The sequence below is a fragment of the Humibacillus xanthopallidus genome (assembly GCF_006716675.1).
Lineage (GTDB): Bacteria > Actinomycetota > Actinomycetes > Actinomycetales > Dermatophilaceae > Humibacillus > Humibacillus xanthopallidus_B.
Genome location: NZ_VFPM01000001.1, coordinates 793,042 through 810,095 on the forward strand (window position 1 = coordinate 793,042; position 17,054 = coordinate 810,095).

At 72.5% G+C, this 17,054-nt stretch carries 16 protein-coding genes; 3 read left to right on the top strand and 13 right to left on the bottom strand.

The genetic code is table 11. From position 1 onward, the window contains the following. Window positions 1–112 precede the first annotated feature (112 nt). Together FBY41_RS03305 and FBY41_RS03310 are read left to right on the top strand one after the other, a co-directional pair. On the top strand, window positions 113–1,603 hold the full coding sequence (locus FBY41_RS03305; protein WP_141843070.1) for an SDR family NAD(P)-dependent oxidoreductase: 1,491 nt from the start codon (window positions 113–115) through the stop codon (window positions 1,601–1,603). Between the two features lie 69 nt (window positions 1,604–1,672). Further along, window positions 1,673–2,107, top strand: a complete 435-nt coding sequence (locus FBY41_RS03310) for a VOC family protein (RefSeq protein WP_141841969.1) — start codon at window positions 1,673–1,675, stop codon at window positions 2,105–2,107. Window positions 2,108–2,260: 153 nt separating this feature from the next. Here FBY41_RS03310 and FBY41_RS03315 read toward each other — a convergent pair whose 3' ends face one another. The 3 genes from FBY41_RS03315 to htpX all read right to left on the bottom strand — a co-directional run bounded on the left by FBY41_RS03315 (window position 2,261) and on the right by htpX (window position 6,525). Beyond that, the gene (locus FBY41_RS03315; protein WP_185748868.1) at window positions 2,261–3,091 is read right to left on the bottom strand and encodes a hypothetical protein; all 831 of its coding nucleotides are present in this window, start codon (window positions 3,089–3,091) and stop codon (window positions 2,261–2,263) included. Further along, the gene (gene pepN, locus FBY41_RS03320) at window positions 3,091–5,589 is read right to left on the bottom strand and encodes an aminopeptidase N (protein WP_141841971.1); all 2,499 of its coding nucleotides are present in this window, start codon (window positions 5,587–5,589) and stop codon (window positions 3,091–3,093) included. The genes FBY41_RS03315 and pepN overlap by 1 nt, the downstream gene beginning before the upstream one ends. Before the next feature lie 63 nt (window positions 5,590–5,652). Next, on the bottom strand, window positions 5,653–6,525 hold the full coding sequence (htpX, locus tag FBY41_RS03325; protein ID WP_141841972.1) for a zinc metalloprotease HtpX: 873 nt from the start codon (window positions 6,523–6,525) through the stop codon (window positions 5,653–5,655). Window positions 6,526–6,781: 256 nt separating this feature from the next. Between htpX and FBY41_RS03330 the strand changes: the two genes are divergently transcribed. Further along, on the top strand, window positions 6,782–7,378 hold the full coding sequence (locus FBY41_RS03330) for a hypothetical protein (protein WP_141841973.1): 597 nt from the start codon (window positions 6,782–6,784) through the stop codon (window positions 7,376–7,378). A gap of 78 nt (window positions 7,379–7,456) precedes the next feature. Here FBY41_RS03330 and FBY41_RS03335 read toward each other — a convergent pair whose 3' ends face one another. The 10 genes from FBY41_RS03335 to FBY41_RS03380 all read right to left on the bottom strand — a co-directional run bounded on the left by FBY41_RS03335 (window position 7,457) and on the right by FBY41_RS03380 (window position 16,939). Continuing rightward, window positions 7,457–9,103, bottom strand: a complete 1,647-nt coding sequence (locus FBY41_RS03335) for an NADH-quinone oxidoreductase subunit N (protein WP_260439533.1) — start codon at window positions 9,101–9,103, stop codon at window positions 7,457–7,459. Further along, window positions 9,103–10,683 (bottom strand): complex I subunit 4 family protein, encoded by a 1,581-nt coding sequence (locus FBY41_RS03340; protein WP_141841974.1) that lies wholly within the window; start codon window positions 10,681–10,683, stop codon window positions 9,103–9,105. The genes FBY41_RS03335 and FBY41_RS03340 overlap by 1 nt, the downstream gene beginning before the upstream one ends. Continuing rightward, the gene (locus FBY41_RS03345; protein ID WP_141841975.1) at window positions 10,674–12,635 is read right to left on the bottom strand and encodes an NADH-quinone oxidoreductase subunit 5 family protein; all 1,962 of its coding nucleotides are present in this window, start codon (window positions 12,633–12,635) and stop codon (window positions 10,674–10,676) included. The genes FBY41_RS03340 and FBY41_RS03345 overlap by 10 nt, the downstream gene beginning before the upstream one ends. Then, window positions 12,632–13,024, bottom strand: coding sequence for an NADH-quinone oxidoreductase subunit NuoK (nuoK, locus tag FBY41_RS03350; protein WP_185748869.1), 393 nt, complete (start codon window positions 13,022–13,024; stop codon window positions 12,632–12,634). Before nuoK ends, FBY41_RS03345 begins: the two co-directional genes overlap by 4 nt. Beyond that, complete coding sequence (locus FBY41_RS03355; RefSeq protein ID WP_141841976.1) at window positions 13,021–13,572, bottom strand: NADH-quinone oxidoreductase subunit J family protein; 552 nt, start codon at window positions 13,570–13,572, stop codon at window positions 13,021–13,023. Before FBY41_RS03355 ends, nuoK begins: the two co-directional genes overlap by 4 nt. Continuing rightward, window positions 13,569–14,339, bottom strand: a complete 771-nt coding sequence (locus FBY41_RS03360) for a NuoI/complex I 23 kDa subunit family protein (RefSeq protein ID WP_185748870.1) — start codon at window positions 14,337–14,339, stop codon at window positions 13,569–13,571. Before FBY41_RS03360 ends, FBY41_RS03355 begins: the two co-directional genes overlap by 4 nt. Before the next feature lie 62 nt (window positions 14,340–14,401). Continuing rightward, window positions 14,402–15,361 (bottom strand): NADH-quinone oxidoreductase subunit NuoH, encoded by a 960-nt coding sequence (gene nuoH, locus FBY41_RS03365; protein WP_141841977.1) that lies wholly within the window; start codon window positions 15,359–15,361, stop codon window positions 14,402–14,404. After that, entirely contained in the window at window positions 15,358–15,930 is a 573-nt protein-coding gene (locus FBY41_RS03370) for an NADH-quinone oxidoreductase subunit C (RefSeq protein ID WP_141841978.1), read from the bottom strand. The genes nuoH and FBY41_RS03370 overlap by 4 nt, the downstream gene beginning before the upstream one ends. Then, window positions 15,927–16,580: an NADH-quinone oxidoreductase subunit B gene (locus FBY41_RS03375; protein WP_311769351.1), complete on the bottom strand. Its 654-nt coding sequence runs from the start codon at window positions 16,578–16,580 to the stop codon at window positions 15,927–15,929. Before FBY41_RS03375 ends, FBY41_RS03370 begins: the two co-directional genes overlap by 4 nt. Next, window positions 16,580–16,939, bottom strand: coding sequence for an NADH-quinone oxidoreductase subunit A (locus FBY41_RS03380; protein ID WP_141841979.1), 360 nt, complete (start codon window positions 16,937–16,939; stop codon window positions 16,580–16,582). Before FBY41_RS03380 ends, FBY41_RS03375 begins: the two co-directional genes overlap by 1 nt. Window positions 16,940–17,054: the final 115 nt, after the last annotated feature.

Genomic DNA, 17,054 nt, shown 5'->3' on the forward strand with positions numbered 1-17,054 from the left:
TTCGGGGCCGGAGCCTGCGACCGCGTACGCTCTCCCGGTGAGTGACCCGCAGGCGACCGACCCCGTGCTCGACCCCGTGCTCGACCCGACGTTCGACACCCCCCTGGACCCGATGGCGACCCCGCGCCTCGACCCCGCCGACGTCGCGACCGCGGTGCGGGTGCTCGACCTGGCTCCGCGGCTCGATCTCGACGACCCGGACTTCGAGACCCTCAAGCGCGCCGCCTCCCTGCTCTACAAGCGGCTGAAGAAGGACCGGCGCAACGCGAAGACGTGGGCCGAGCGCAAGGCCGACCGCCAGGTCATCCAGTCCACCGCCACCGGGTCGCCGATGCGCATCGACGACGAGACCCGCGGCATCCCACTCGTCTCGAACGCCAAGGGCGCCTACGCCGGCGAGCTCGTCAACGCCCGCGGGTGCTACATCTGCAAGTCCGACTACACGCTCGTCGACGCGTTCTACCACTGGCTCTGCCCCGACTGCGCGGCCCGCTCGCACGCCAAGCGCGACCAGCGGACCGACCTCACCGGCAAGCGTGCGCTGCTCACCGGCGGGCGGGCCAAGATCGGCATGTACATCGCCCTCCGGCTGCTCCGCGACGGGGCCCACACGACGATCACGACCCGCTTCCCCAAGGACGCGATGCGCCGCTTCTCGGCGATGGACGACAGCGCGGACTGGATCCACCGGCTCAAGATCGTCGGCATCGACCTGCGCGACCCCACCCAGGTCGTCGCGCTCGCCGACGAGGTGAGCGCCGCCGGCCCGCTCGACATCCTCATCAACAACGCGGCCCAGACGGTGCGCCGCTCCCCCGGCGCCTACAGCAACCTCGTCGAGCTCGAGTCCGCACCGCTGCCCGACGGCGTGGCCCTGCCCGAGATGGTGACGTTCGACCGGATCAGCGAGGCCCACCCCGCCTCGATCGCGGGCGCGCTCGACACGCACGCCGTCGCGCACCACGACGGCGAGTCGCTCGAGCACGCCGTCGCGGCCCAGACGGCGGCGTCGATGACGGCGCTGGCACTCTCCGCCGGCAACGCGAGCCTCGAGGCGCACCGCGCCGGCACCGCCGTCGATGCAGGTGGCCTGCTGCCCGACCTCCAGCGCACGAACTCGTGGACGCAGAAGGTCGAGGAGGTCGACCCGCTCGAGCTGCTCGAGGTGCAGCTGTGCAACTCGACCGCTCCCTTCATCCTCGTCTCGCGGCTGCGCCCGGCGATGCGAGCCGCGGTCGCGGCCGGGGCCCGGCGCGCCTACGTCGTCAACGTCTCGGCGATGGAGGGCCAGTTCTCGCGGCGCTACAAGGGCCCGGGCCACCCGCACACCAACATGGCCAAGGCCGCCCTCAACATGCTGACCCGCACGAGCGCCGGCGAGATGTTCGAGTCCGACCGCATCCTCATGACGGCCGTCGACACGGGCTGGATCACCGACGAGCGGCCGCACGACGAGAAGCTGCGCATCGCCGCCGAGGGCTGGCACGCCCCGCTCGACCTCGTCGACGGCGCGGCTCGCGTCTACGACCCGATCGTCCGCGGCGAGGCCGGTGAGGACCTCTACGGCTGCTTCGTCAAGGACTACGAGCCCAGTCCCTGGTGACCTGCGCGCCCCGCGGCCCCTCCCCCGGGGGTATGCCGTCCGGCCCGCTCCGGGCGTAACGTCCGGGTCATGATCACTGCCGTGCACAACCTCGTCTACTCCGACGACGCCGCAGCGACCCGTGCCTTCTTCCGCGACGTCCTCCAGTGGCCGTTCGTCGCCGACGACGGATCCACTGACCGCGCCACCGACGACGGGGGGGACAGCGAGACCGGCGGTGGCGGGACGGATGCCTGGCTCATCTTCGCGACGGGCCCGAGCGAGGTCGGGGTGCACCCCACGCGCGGCCCCGGGGCCTCGTCGTGGACGACGCCACGACACCATGAGATCTCGCTCATGTGCGACGACCTCCGCACGACGATGAGCGAGCTCGCCTCTCGCGGAGCGAGTTTCACGGGCGAGCCTGTCGATCGCGGTTTCGGCCTCTGCATCATGCTGGCGGTCCCCGGGGCCGACGACGTCATGCTCTACGAGCCCCGTCACGCCACCGCCTTCGACCGCTGACGGGCGACGGGCGTGCCAGCGCACCGCTGAGTCACCCCGCGACTCGATGCAGAGGGAAGCCGGGACGGCCCGAGGTCGAAGGAGCCACCCGTCTCGAGCTCGGGGAGCGCACGCTGCGCAGGGCGATGGCGCTGATCTCGTGCAGCTCGAGGCTCACCGATGCGGAGGTGTCGTCATGGCGACGCCGTCGGCGATGACCTCGGTCATCAGCGCGATGAGGTCACGGCGACGACGGTCGGGCTCGGCGGCATACGTCGACGGGTCGTCAGGACGCTCCCGCACGCGGAGGGCCTCCTCGACGAGCTCGCGGTGCCGGGGGTAGGCCTCGAGCGCCCACCGGCCGGCCCCCGACTTGGACGTGGGCACCCCCGTGACGAGCAGGTGCACGAGCCGCGGTGCGCCCAGCCCGCCCCACTCGGCCGCCTGAGGCAGTGAGGCCTCGCGCGAGTGGTGGTGCATCGCCTCGAGCTGCACCCGCCAGTAGGTGTCGAGGTTCTCGCGCGTGGCCCGGCGGAGAGCGACGTCGTCACTCCAGATCTCGAGATCGTGAAGCTCCTTGCCGCACAAGGTGATCCCGTGGTCGCGCAGCTCTCGCCAGGTGATGTCCGTGACGTCGACGTGGGTGCCGACGTCGAACCACTGGTGCAGCACGCCCGGCCCCTCAGGCACGTCCTGCGGGCGCCCGGCGAGGTCGGACTCGATGATGTAGAAGCCGTCATAGGCGGGCTCCGGCCACCGCCGGTCGAGCGCCGCGTGCACCTGCCGCAGCACCTCGATGTCGGCCTCGGTGGGCCGCCGCGTGGCGACCGCAACGAAGTCGATGTCACTCCCGGCGAAGAACTCGCCGTCGAAGCCGATCGAGCCGTGCAGGTGCAGGCCCTCGAGGAGCCCGGGCAGCCGCTCCCCGAGCAGCTCGACGTGGGCCGCGGTCACGCTCCGCACGACCTCGGGCAGCTCGTGCCGGGCCGGGGTGGCCGCGACCATCAGACGGCGGCGCCGAAGGTCGCCCGCGACGCGAGGGCCTCGCGCAGCTCCGCGTCCGCGTCGACGAGCGAGCGCCGCACGGCGGGTGTGAGGTCGTCGCGCTCGAGGGTGCGCGCGCTGAGGTCCGCGGTCTGCTCGGTGAAGACCTTGGGGAAGGCGACGAGCACGACCCGCGAGAGGGCGTCCTCGCCGACCCACTCGGCCATGGCCGGCACGTCGGTGAAGTAGCGCGGCACGTAGTCCGCGACGAGTGCGTCGTCGGGGGCGCTCCAGAAGCCGCGGGCGAGGTGCACCATCTCGTAGTTCGACCGGCCGTGCCGACCCGTCAGCTGCTCCCACGCCCAGCCCTTGGCCACCGGGTCGGGCAGGCTCGCGCGGCACATCAGCGCGTTGAGGCCACCCTGGAGCGTGTCGTCCTTGGCGCGGTAGGACTCGACCCCGGCGACGTCGATGAGTCCGCGGGCGGCGAGGTTGCGCACGACGATCCAGCGGAAGTCGCCGTCGTCCTGGAGGCCGTCGGGCAGCGAGTCGCCGTCGGCCCAGGCGCGCAGCAGGGCCTCGTCGTCGCTCGCTCCGGCCACGAGGCGTGCCGCTGCGAGCGACTCGGTGCTGCCCGACGGCGCCGTGTCGAGCAGCGCCCGGCCGCTCGCCGCCAGGCGGGCGAGGGCGGTGGCCTGGCCGGGCCGTGGCACGAAGTACGGCACGATGCGGTGCTCGGAGTAGGCCGAGACCCGGGTGAGGATCGAGGAGTTGGTCTCGTGGGGCCAGGCTGCCTCGACGACGTCGAGGAAGGCGTCGGGTGACACCGTTGCCCCGTGCACGCCGTCGATGAGGGCGCTCCAGACGACGGCCCGTGCCTGCTGGTCCGGCACGAGCGCGAGCTGGCTCGGGAGGGCGGTGAGCGTGCGGTCGGACAACCGGACCCGGGCCCACGTGAGGTCGCTCGCGTTGGGCACGACGACGGCAGGCTCGGGAGCGCCCTGCAGCCCGTCGAGCCGCGTCTCGGGCGCCGTGACCGTCGTCGTCACCCGCGCCACCTCGAGACCGTCGGTCCAGCCCGCCACGTCGAAGGTGTGCGGCCGGTCGGCCGGCCGGTCCGCGGGCGTCTCGCGCACGGCGACGGCGGAGTCGATGACGCCGCCCTGCTCCTCGAGGCGCACCGAGAGGGTGTCGCGGTCGGCCGTCAGCAGCCACGCCCGCGACCACGCCGCGAGGTCCGTGCCGCTCGCTGACTCGATCGCGCCGAGGAAGTCCGCGAGCGTACCGTTCGCATACGACTTGTCGGTGAGGTAGGCCCGCACCCCGGCGATGAACTGGTCGTCACCGACGTGGGCGATGAGCTGGCGCAGCGCGGCCGCGCCCTTGGCGTAGGAGATGCCGTCGAAGTTCTGCAGCGCGCTCTGCGCGTCGAGGGCCTCGACCCCCGCGACGGGATGCGTCGAGGGTGACCGCTCGGCGCCGTATCCCCAGACCTTGCGCACGATCGAGGAGTCGACCCAGGCGTCGGCATACTCCGTCGCGTCGACGAGACAGCGGTGCGACATGTACTCCGCAAAGGACTCGTTGAGCCAGAGGTCGTCCCACCACTTCATCGTCACGAGGTCGCCGAACCACATGTGGGACATCTCGTGGCTCACCGTGTTGGCGCGCGTCAGCAGCTCGTCGCGCGTGGCCGAGCCGCGGTAGAGGTACTGGTCGCGGAAGGTGACGCAGCCCGGGTTCTCCATCGCGCCGGCGTTGAACTCCGGCACGAAGACCTGGTGGTACTCCCCGAAGGGGTAGCGGATGCCGAACAGCCCGTGGAAGTAGTCGAAGGACCGCTTCGTCACGTCGAAGATCTCGGCGGCGTGCCGCTCGAGGGGCTCGCGCAGCGACGCCCGCGCGTGCAGACCGAGCGGTATGCCGTCGTGCTCGTCGTGCACGGAGACGTAGGGCCCGGCGCACACCGTCACGAAGTAGGTCGCGAGCGGCTTCGTCGTCGCGAGGCGCCAGGTGCCCGGTGCGGTGCGGGTGGCCGCTCCGTTGCCGATGACCGTCCACTCGAGCGGCGCCCGCACGACGACGTCGTAGGGGGCCTTGAGGTCGGGCTGGTCGAAGCAGGCGTAGACGCTCGGCGCGGCGTCGAGGAAGAGGTGCCCGTAGACGTAGTCGCGCTGGTCGGCGGGGTCCGTCGCCCGGTGCAGGCCCTGGCCGTCGTGGCTGTAGGCCATCGTCGCGGCGACGACGAGCTCGTTGTCGGCCTCGAGGCCGGTCAGCGGCAGGCGCCCGTCGACGACGTCAGCGGGGTCGAGGTCGACACCGTTGAGGCTGACGGTCTCGACCGTGCGGGCCTTGAGGTCGACCCACGAGTCGGCACCAGGGGTGCTGCACGCGAAGCGGACCGTCGTGTGCGAGCCGAAGACCTCCGCGCCCTGGTCGAGGTCGAGCTCGACGGCATACGACGTGACGGTGAGCAGGGCTGCCCGCTCGCGGGCTTCGGCCAGGGTGAGACTGCGCATGGGGGCGAGCCTGCCAGATGGAGGGCGGCGACGGCGCGTGGGTTGCGGTCGCGCGCGGTCGGCTCAGCGGTGCAGCGGCCCGCCGGCCATGCTCTCGAGCCGCGCGATGCGCTGGTCCATCGGCGGGTGCGTCGACAGGAACCGCGTGACGTCCTGCGCCCGGAACGGGCTCGCGATCATCATGTGGCTGGCGTTGACGACGTCCTGGGACGGGGCGAGCGGGGCCCGGGCGACGCCCGCCTCGAGCTTTCGCAGGGCGGAGGCGAGGGCGAGCGGGTCGCCCGTGAGGCGGGCGCCGTCCTCGTCGGCGTCGTACTCGCGGGTGCGGCTGATCGCCATCTGGATCGTCATCGCCGCGAGCGGCGCCAGCAGGCTCATCGCGAGCAGCGCCAGCGGGTTGGGCCGGTTCTCGTCGGAGCCGCCGCCGAAGATGCTCGTGAACATCAGCATCTGCCCGATCGAGGTGATGACACCGGCGATGGCCGCCGCGACGGAGCTCGTGAGGATGTCGCGGTTGTAGACGTGCATGAGCTCGTGACCGAGGACGCCGCGCAGCTCGCGCTCGTCGAGAAGGCCGAGGATGCCCTCGGTGCAGCAGACGGCGGCGTTCTGCGGGTTGCGGCCGGTCGCGAAGGCGTTCGGGGCCTGCGTCGGGCTGACGTAGAGGCGCGGCATCGGCTTGCCGGCCGCCGTCGAGAGCTCGCGGACGATGCGGTACATCTCCGGCGCCTGCGCCTCCGACACGGGGTAGGCGTGCATGGCGCGGATCGCGAGCTTGTCGCTGTTCCAGTAGCCGTAGAAGGTGGTCGCGACACCAATGAGGGCGAAGATCCAGATGTAGCGGCCGCCGCCGACGAGGGCGCCGATCCCGAGCAGCAGGGCCCAGATGCCGCCGAAGAGCGCGGCCGTCTTGAGCCCGTTGTAGTGGTTGTGCATAGCCGGTGAACGAGTGGTTGAGGGTGCGTGTTCCCACGGGACCCGCGCCCGGCAGGCACCGGGCACCCGGCCACGGGACACGGAGCCGGGCTGCGGGTTGGGCAGCGAGCTGGACGAGTCTGTGTCCCGCACATGAGCCGGCTGTGACCGAGATCTCGGCCCGCCGGCGATTGAACACGCAACTTAACTACTACGTGCGGTAGTAGTTTGGGGCTCGTTGGGGAAACCGACACCCTTCCGATGAAAGAAGCGAGAAATGCGCAAGACACTCGACAAGCTGATCTCCTGGACCGGCCTCATCATGGCCGTCGTGCTCGCGATCGCCGGCGGACTGCTCATCTACGCCAGCAGCTTTGTCTCGAACAACGTCAGGGAGCAGCTGAGCCAGCAGAACATCACGATGCCGGCCGCGGCCGCCCTCGAGACCCAGGAGCAGAAGGACGCGCTCCTCCAGTACGCCGGCCAGCCGATGGAGAACGGCGCGCAGGCCAAGGCCTTCGCCGACCACTACATCCTCGTGCACATGAACACGCAGTCGAACAACAAGACCTACTCCGAGGTCTCGGGCGAGTACATGAAGGCCGCGAAGGACCCCAACGCCGACCCCGCGACGGTGGCCGCCCTCGGTGAGCTGCGCCAGAGCCTCTTCATGGGCAACACGCTGCGTGGCCTCCTGCTCAACGCCTACGCCTTCGACACCATGGGCACGGTCGCGCTCTGGGCCGGCATCGCCGCCCTCATCGGAGCTGCCCTGCTGCTCGCCCTCGGCATCATGGGCCTGCGGCACGCGAAGCAGGCCGACGACGCAGCCGTCGCCGCCGCCGCCGACCCGCAGCCGGTGCCCACGACCTGATCGCGAACAGGACCGGTCGATCGCCACTCGACCGCCGACGGCCCCGGGGCTCCCACGCCCCGGGGCTGTCGGCGTCTGTCAACCGAGCAGGCGCAGGACGAGGTCCGGCTGCACGCTGACGACGACGAGGACCGCTGCGGCGAGGACCAGGCCGGCGACCGCGACGCGCCGCCTCTCGACGTCCGCCGCCCCCTCACCGGCCGGTGCACCGGCTGCCGCACCCGCTGCCGCACCCGCTGCCGCACCCGCTGCCGCACTCCGGTCCGGGGCCGTGATCACCCCGCGCAGCCACCGCAGGTAGACGGCGACCCCGATCACGGCGTTGACCGCAGCGATGACCGCGAGCCACACCCACCCTTCGGCGACGACGGGACGCAGGGCGACGACCTTGCCGACGAGGCCGATGATGCCGGGCGGCAGGCCGGCGAGCGAGGTGAGCGCGAGCACGAGCGCCCCCGCCCGCCACGGCTTGCGGTGCCAGAGCCCGTCGTATGCCGTGAGGGTGCGCCCGTCGGCACGCTCGCGGAGCGTGACGGCCACGACCGCGAAGGCGACGAGCGTGCCGATGACGTAGGCGAGCAGGTAGGTCGCGCTCGCCCCGATACCGAGCGCCGACACGCTGACGAGCGGCATGACGACCCAGCCGGCCTGTGCCACGGTCGACCACGCGAGCAGGCGCACGACATCGTCCTGAAGCAGCGCCATGAGGTTGCCCAGGGTCATGCTGAGCGCCGCGAGCACCCCGATCGAGATGAGGGCGGGGGTTCCGAGCGCCGCGACGGCCCGCAGCACGACGAGCAGCGCCGCGAGCGCGGCCACCTTCGACACGGTGGCGAGGAAGGCGGCGACCGGGGTCGAGGCGCCGGAGTAGGCCGTCGGCGTCCACGCGTGGAACGGCACGAGGGAGAGCTTGAAGCCGACGCCGGCGAGGAGCAGCACGACACCGAGCGACAGCACGGCGCCCGACACCGAGGGCCAGGCGACGACGGTGGCAGAGGTGGTCGCCGCGGTCGTGGCCGCTGAGCCGAGCGGCGCGGAGCCGAACCAGCCCACGCCCTGGGCCCGGCCCGACGACAGGGCGGCATCCGGCGTGAGGAAGGGGCTGCCCGTCGCGGCGAACCACAGGGCCACCCCGAGCACGAGCAGGGCGAAGGAGACGAGGGAGGTGACGAGCAGCTGGGTCGCCCCCGCCACGGCGGAGCGCCGGCCCGACAGGGCGACGAGCACGATGACCGGCAGCGTGGCGAGCTCGAGGGCGATCAGCCAGGTGCCGACGTCGCGGCTCGCGGCGACGACGACGGTGCCGGTGAGGGCCGCGAGGAGCAACACCGCCTCGACCGGCTCGGTCGTCGCGTCGGCGGGCCGCTGCCGGGTGGCACCCGGCCAGGCGAGGGCGACGCAGACGGCGGCGGCGAGGGCGGCTGCCAGCTGCAGCGTCGACGTCAGCGCGTCGGCCTGCCAGAGGCAGGTCTGCGGCAGGTCGGCGCTGATGCCACCGGAGGCCCCGCCCGTGGTCGTGAGGCAGAACGTCGACCGGGTCGATCCGCCGCCCTGGGCGAGCCCCGGGACCGTCGCGAGGACGGTCGCGAGCGAGGCGAGGCCGGCGATGGCGTAGGGGGCACGGCGCAGCCGCGGCGCCACGAGGTCGGCGACGAGCACGAGGACGAGGCCGGCGATGGGCAGCAGGGCGGGCCAGAGCACGGCGGCGTCGACGGAGACACGCATCAGGGCAGCACCCCCGCCCCGGTGATGAGCCGAGCCGCATCGGGGCCGGACACCCCGAGCAGCAGCTGCGGCAGGACGCCGAGCACGACGATGACGACGGCGAGCGTCAGCACGACGGCCCACCGGGCACCACGGGCGTCGACGACGGCCCCTGCGCCGGTCATGCCCTCGACCGGCCCCCCGGCAGCAGCGGCAGTCCCCGTTCCGCCCGCGGCGACGCCCGGACCGGCAGCGCCGTCAGCCGAGCGGCCCGCCTCGCCCGACCACACGAGCCGGGCGACGCGCAGGGAGTAGGCCGCCGCGAGCGCGAGCCCAACGGTGCCGAGGACGACACAGACGCGCAGGAGCATCGCGGGACGGTCGGGCGCCGGCGACCAGGCGGCATACAGGGCCAGGAACTCGCCCCAGAAGCTGACGAGACCCGGCAGCCCGAGTGCGGCCGCGAGGCCGATGAGCAGCACGATCCCCAGGCGGGGGGAGGTGTCGCGCAGACCGGCCCGCACCGTGCGCAGGTCGGCGGAGCCCCACTGCTCCTTGAGGTCGCCGACGACGAAGAAGAGCAGGGCGGCGACGACGCCGTGGGCGATGTTGCCGAGCAGCGCCGCCTGCAGCCCGGTGTCGCTGCCGGACGCGATGGCGAGCGCGACGAAGCCCATGTGGGCAACGGAGCTGTAGGCGATGAGCCGCTTGAGGTCGCGCTCGACGAGGCACGCGAGCCCTCCCCAGAGGATGCCCACCACGCCGAGGATCGCGAGCACCGGGCTCAGCGCGGCGAGCCCGCTCGGGACCGTCGCGACGACGAGCCGCACGATGCCGTAGGTGCCCATCTTGAGCAGCACGGCGGCGAGCAGCACGGAGCCGGCCGTCGGGGCCACGGTGTGCGCGGGTGGCAGCCAGGTGTGCACGGGCCAGAGCGGCACCTTGATGCCGAGGCCGAGCAGCAGCATCCCGGCGATGGCCGTCTCGAGCGAGCGCGAGATGCCCTCGCCATGGAGGCGCGCGAGCTCCGTGAGGTCGGAGGTGCCCTGGTGGTGCACGAGGAAGAGGATGCCGACGAGCATGAGCGTCGAGCCGAGCACCGTGAAGAGCACGAAACGCCCCGACGCGTCGGACCGCCGCTCGTCGGGCACGTGGTCGTCGCCGAAGCTGCGGATGAGCACCCACATCGGCACGAGCACGACCTCGAAGGCGATGAAGAAGAGGATCGCGTCGCGCGCGAGGAAGGTCGCGAGCGCGCCGGTCTCGACGAGCAGGATGCACCCGAGGAAGGTCGAGCCGGACCCGCCGGCCGGGATGCGACCGGCGAGCGCGTGCACGACGACGGCGACGGTGAGCAGGGCGGTGAGCAGCACCAGTGCCGCCGAGATGCCGTCGACCCCGAAGTGCCAGCGGATGCCGAGCGAGCGGATCCACGGCGCGTCGACCTCGTGGCGCCCCGCGACGACGACGACGGCGAGCAGCGCCGTGAGCACCGTCGTCCCGAGGGCGATCCAGCGCTCGACGGGCGACTCGTCGCCCGGGATGGCGATGAGGGCGACCGCACCGAGAAGGGGCAGCAGGAGCATGAGGGTCAGCGCCATGCCGTCACCCCCAGCACCGCGATGACGACGACGCCGGCGAGCAGCGCGAGGAGGCTGAGCGACGGCACCCCGCGGTGGCTGCGCTCACCCGCCTGCCCCAGCCCGCGGGCCGCGACGACCGTCGCGCGGGGGTAGGCGTCGACGACGTCTCGGTCGAGCGCGACGACGAGGCGTGCGACCGCCGTGACCGCGCGCCCCACACCGACGTATGCCGTGTCGGCGCCGAAGCCGCGCACCGCGGCGTCGCGCACGTGGCCGGGCACCCGGTCGGCGACGTCGCGCCGGCCGCGGTCGCTGAGGGTCCACACGGCATACGCCGCGCCGACGACGAGCAGGACGGAGAGCAGGGCCGTGAAGAGGCCGACGTGGATGGCGCCGCTCAGGCTCGTGAGCAGCAGCGTGCCGAAGACGGTGGTGGCGGCGAGCACCGCGACCGAGAGCGCGGCCGCCAGGGTGATCGGCGCGTGGCCGTGGGCGTGGACGCGCTCCACCTCGGCGTCGTCGGCCGTGTCGGCGGCGGTGACGACGGCGATCTCCTCCTCGGCGACCGGCTCGGTCGTCGTGGGGTGCACGGCCGTCGTGGGGTGCGCGGACATCGCGAGGTCGTCGGTGCCCGCTCGGGGCTCGGTCGTCGCGAGCGGTGTGTCGAGCAGCAGCCAGGCGCGGGCGCAGTAGGCGGCGGTCAGCACGACCGTGACGAAGAGGGCGATGACGACGAGCCAGGCGCGCGCGCCTCCGCCACTCGTCGCGCCCTCGAGGGCTGCGTCGATGACGGTGTCCTTGGTGAAGAAGCCGATGAGCGGGGGCACCCCGGCGAGCGCGGCGAGGCCGAGCGCCATCGACCAGCGCAGCGCGCCCCGGCCGTGCAGCCGCCCGCGGAGAGCGGCGAGGGCGGTCGCACCGGCGAGCACCGAGAGCCAGCCCGCACCGAGGAAGAGCAACGCCTTGAAGAAGGCGTGACCGACGAGGTGCGACATCGCGGGCGCAAACCCGATGTCGCGCGGCGCGGCGGCCAGGGCGGAGAGCATGATGGCGATCTGGCTGAGGGTGGAGTAGGCGAGCATCCGCTTGAGGTCGGTCTGCGCGAAGGCGAGGAGGGCGGCATACACCATCGTCGCGGAGGCGAGGACGGCGAGCAGGGTGCGGGCGCCGTCGTGGCTGGCGTAGAGCGAGAAGAGCCGGGCGATGACGTAGCTGCCCGCGGCCACCATCGTCGCGGCGTGGATGAGGGCTGAGGCGGGCGTGGGGCCCTCCATCGCGTCGGGGAGCCAGTCGTGGAAGGGGATGAGACCCGACTTGCCGGCGACGCCGATGATGACGCCCACGAGCCCGACGGTGAGCGCGGTGTCGTGCCCGCTCGCCGTCAGCACGGTGATGAGGTCGGTGCTTCCGGCGCGCACGGCGAGCGCGACGAGGCCGACGACCATGCCGATGTCGGCCACGCGCGTGACGACGAAGGCCTTGTAGGCGGCGCGGCGGGCCTCGGGCCGCTCGCTGTCGTGGCCGATGAGCAGCCACGAGCACCAGCCCATGATCTCCCAGCCGACGAGGATGAGCACGAGGTCGGAGGCCTGGACGAGCAGGAGCATGCCGCTGGCGAAGAGCGAGACGGTGGCCGCGAACTGGCCGTAGCGGGGGTCGTCGCGCAGGTACCAGGCGGTGAAGACCTGGATGGCGAGCACGACGACGGCCACGACCAGTGCGACGAGGCCCGAGAGCCGGTCGGACAGCAGGTGGAGCGGCACCTGTAGTGAGCCGGTCGACAGGTGGCCGATGCTCTCGATGTCGGCCGTGCGCGCCGGGGCCACCCACTGGATGAAGGCGAGCACCGCGACGTAGGCCGACGTGCCGATCGCGATGCCGGCCGCGAGCAGGCGCTGGCGGCGCGCGAGGAGTCCGGCGAGCGCGGCGAGGGCGGGCAGCACGACGATCATCCGCACGATCCAGCTCATGAGCGCACCTCGCCGCGGAGGTCGAGCTCGGGTGCGGGATGAGGTGCCGGCTCGAGCCCGGGCGCGGGTGCCGGCTCGGGCTCGTCGGTGAGGTCGGGCACCGCCGTGAGGTCGATGGCGCCGGTCGTGCGGAAGAGGACGAGCACGACGGCGAGCGCGACGGTGATCTCGGCCGCGGCGATCGTGATGACGAAGAGCGTCAGCACCGGGCCTGCGGCGAACGGCACACCGGGACGAGAGCCCGCCGTGACGAGAAGGAGGTTGGCGGCGTTGAGGATGAGCTCGACGCCGATGAGGATGAGGACGGCGTTGCGCCGCGCGAGCACGCCGTAGACGCCGATGCCGGCGAGCAGGGCCGCGAGCACGGCGGGCAGCTGGAGGTGGATCACGGGCGCACCTCGCTGCGGGCCGCAGAGCTCTCGTCCTCGCGGCGCAGGACGAGCCGCGACACCGCGAACGCCCCGATGAGGGCGACGAGCAGCAGGACCGAGAGCAGCTCGAAGGGCCAGACCCACGTGCCGAAGACCGCCTGGGCGATCGCCGGAGTGCCACCCGGGGCGCCCCCGTCGAGGTCGACGGTGACGCCCGAGAAGAGCGGCAGCAGCAGCGCTGCGAGCAGGACCGTCGTCGCGGCGCCGAGCACCGCGCCCACGACGCGCTGCCACGCCGGGGTGTCGATCTCGGCGTGCGGGCCGATGGGGGCCCGGGTCAGCATGAGGGCGAAGAGCACGAGCACGACGATGGCGCCGACGTAGACGAGCAGCTGGACGAGCCCGACGAGCTCCTGCCCGAGCACGAGGTAGCAACCGGCCAGGGTGCCGAGCGAGACGAGCAGCCACAGCGCGGAGTGGACGACGTGCTTCGTCGTCACCGACAGCAGCGCCGAGAGCGCCGTGATCGCGCCCACCGCAGCGAAGACGATGTCACGGGTCGTCACTCGGGCTCCCGCGGGTCGGTCGTCGGCAGGACCTGGGTCTGCTCAGAGGTCTGCTCAGAAGTCTGCTCGGAGGGTTCACGGACCACCGGCAGGCGCTTCGTCTCCGCGACGGGAGGCGCCGCGAGCGTCTCGGTGGGGGGCTCGGGAGTGCCCGTCGACACCTCGGGCGCCGTTGCCGGCGCGGGCGTGCCCGCGCGCGCCGGGCGCACCCGGGCGGGTCGCGCGGCCGCCGCCCCGGCTCCCGCGGCTGCCCCGGCTGCCCGGGCGGGCTTGGCTGCAGCGGCGACCTCGGCGGGCTCGGCGCTGCCGGGGTCGAGTGCGACGGGCGGCGGCACGGTGGCCATCCACGCCCCGAGCCGGTCCTTCTCGTGGAGCAGGTCGCGGATGTCGAGCTCGGCGTACTCGAACTCGGGGCTCCAGTGCAGGGCGTCGAAGGGACACACCTCGATGCAGATGCCGCAGTACATGCAGAGCGAGAAGTCGATCGCGAAGCGGTCGAGGACGTTGCGCTGGCGAGCACGCCCGCCGGGGGTCGTGGGCGGCACCTCCTCCTTGTGGGAGTCGATGTAGATGCACCAGTCGGGGCACTCGCGGGCGCAGAGCATGCACGAGGTGCAGTTCTCCTCCGTCAGCGCGATGACACCCCGGGAGCGTGAGGGCAGCGCCGGTGACACGTCGGGGTACTCGGCCGTGTGGGCGCGCCGGGTGAGCGAGCGGGCGGTCGTCGCCATGCCCTTGACGAGTCCGGGAAGGATGCCGTCAGCCACCGCGAGTCACCCCCTTTCCAGTCGTCGAGTCTCTGTTTCGGGGCTCTGCCGCCCCAAGGGGTTCACGAGGTCATCACCACGCCGACGGCCGTGAGGGCGAGCTGGAGCAGGGCGATCGGCACGAGCCAGACCCAGGCGAGGCGCTGGAGCTGGTCCTCGCGCATGCGCGGCCACGAGACCCGCATCCAGATCATGACGACGGCGACGGCGAAGCCCTTGAGCAGCGTCCACAGCCACCCGAGCCACGACTCGAAGGGGCCCGCCCACCCCCCGAGAAAGAGCACGGCGAAGAGCAGCGACATGACGACGATGCCGGCGTACTCGGCGAGGAGGAAGAAGGCGAAGCGGAGCCCGGAGTACTCCGTGTAGGGCCCGAAGACGATCTCGCTGTCGGCGACCGGCATGTCGAAGGGCGGGCGCTGCAGCTCCGCGAGCGCCGCGACGAGGAAGACGAAGGCACCCGGCGCCTGCCAGAGCAGCCACCACGGCGACCACGCCTCGGCGATGCCGACGATCGACAGGGTCCCCGCTGCCAGTGCGACGGACGCCACGGCAAGCACCATCGGCAGCTCGTAGGACACGAGCTGTGCGGCCGCGCGCATGCCGCCGAGGAGGGAGTACTTGTTGGCCGAGGCCCAGCCGGCCATGAGGGTGCCGATGATGCCGACCCCGATGACGGCGAGGACGAGCACGACGCTCGCATCGAGCGTGGCCCCGACGACGGTCGGCGAGAGGGGGATGACGGAGAGCGCCACGAGGTAGGGGATGAGGGCGACGGCCGGTGCGAGGCGGAAGACACCGCGGTCGGCCCGCGCCGGCACGACGTCCTCCTTCTGGACGAACTTCACCCCGTCAGCGACGAGCTGGGCCCACCCGTGGAAGCCACCGGCATACATCGGCCCGAGACGGCCCTGCATGTGGGCCATCACCTTGTGCTCGGTCTGCCCGACGAGCAGCGGGAGGCTGAGGAAGGCGGCGAGCACGGCGACCGCGCGCACGACGGCCTCCAGCCACGGGCTCACGTCGACTCCTCGGCGACCGCCCGGGACGACGACGGCTCCCGGGGGCCCCAGTCGGGCCCGGGGACGCCCGGGGCCTGCACCCGCCGACGGCCGGGAGCCCGGGCGCTCTCGTGACCTTCTCCCGGCTCCTTGCCTCCCGGCCACGGCTTCGACGCCCGCGCGGCGAGCACGAAGGACTTGCGCAGCGGCGTGCCCTCGAAGCCTTCGGGGAGCAGCAGCGGGCGCAACCCCCGGCCGGTGCCGTCGTCGAAGCCGTCGAAGTCGAGGCCGAACATCTCGTGGGTCTCGCGCTCGTGCCAGGCCGCGCCGGAGAAGATCGGCGTCAGCGAGGGCACCGCCACCCCGTCGACGGCCCGCGTGCGCAGCAGCACCGAGCGCAGCCCGGCCGCGCCGCTCGGGTGCGACGGGTCGATGAGGTGGCAGACGACGTCGAAGCCGGGGTCGGCGTCGGCGTCGGTCTGGTCGACGGCCGTGAGGAAGTCGAAGAAGGCGTAGCCGTCCTCGCGCAGCGCGAGGACGGTGGACGACCACTCCCCGAAGGGCACGTCGCGCACGTCGGTGACCTTCAACGGTCACCTCCGTCGCCGGCCTGCGGTATGCGTGTCGTGGGGGTCTCGCGCCCAGCGGGGGCGCCGCGTCGCAGGAGGGGGCGACGGACGTCACCGGCGCTGCCGACCCGCGAGCCGGCATACCGGCCCGTGATGCGCTGGGCGCTCACCCGCTCGCTCGCGATCTGCTCCTGGAGGCGGATGATGCCGTGGAGCAGCGCCTCGGGGCGCGGCGGGCAGCCGGGCACGTAGACGTCGACGGGGATGATCTGGTCGACGCCCTTCGTCACGGAGTAGGAGTCCCAGTAGGGCCCGCCGGAGTTGGAGCAGGCGCCGAAGGAGATGACGTACTTCGGCTCGGGCATCTGGTCGTAGAGGCGGCGGATCGCCGGCGCCATCTTGTCGGTGACGGTGCCCGAGACGACCATGAGGTCGGCCTGTCGCGGACCGGGCGCGAAGGGGATGACACCGAGGCGCATGAAGTCGTGACGGCCCATCGAGGCGGCGATGAACTCGATGGCGCAGCAGGCGAGCCCGAAGTTGAAGACCCACAGGGAGTAGCGCCGGCCCCAGTTGAGCACGACCTTGATCGGCTTCGGGGCGTGGGCGCTGACCGGCCCGACGGAGATGTCGGGGGGCCGCACCGACGGCATCGGCAGGTCGACGCCCATCACACCCACCTCAGCAGTCCGCGGCGGGCGGCGTGGGCGAGCCCGAGCACGATGACGCCGATGAAGATGCCCATCTCGACGAGGCTGGCCCGGCCGAGGTCTGCCGAGCGGAGCACCGTCGCCCACGGGAAGAGGTAGATCGCGTCGACGGCGAAGATGACGTAGAGGAAGCTGAAGACGAAGTAGCGCACCTTCGTCTGCGCCCAGCCCACGCCGACGGGGTCGACGCCCGACTCGTAGGTCGTCAGCTTGGCGGCCCAGGGCGCCCGGGGCGCGAGCAGCCGGCGGGCCGTCATGGCGGCCACGAAGAGCAGGACGCCCGCCCCGACCACTGCTGCGACGACGAGGTACCCGGCCATGCCGGTCAGCCTAGTCAGATCGCGCGGCCCTGTGCCGACCCCGGATATCCGTGTCCACGAGGTGGCAGCCTCCCGAACACGCGTCAAAGCACGAACTAGCATGGAATCGTCCGGC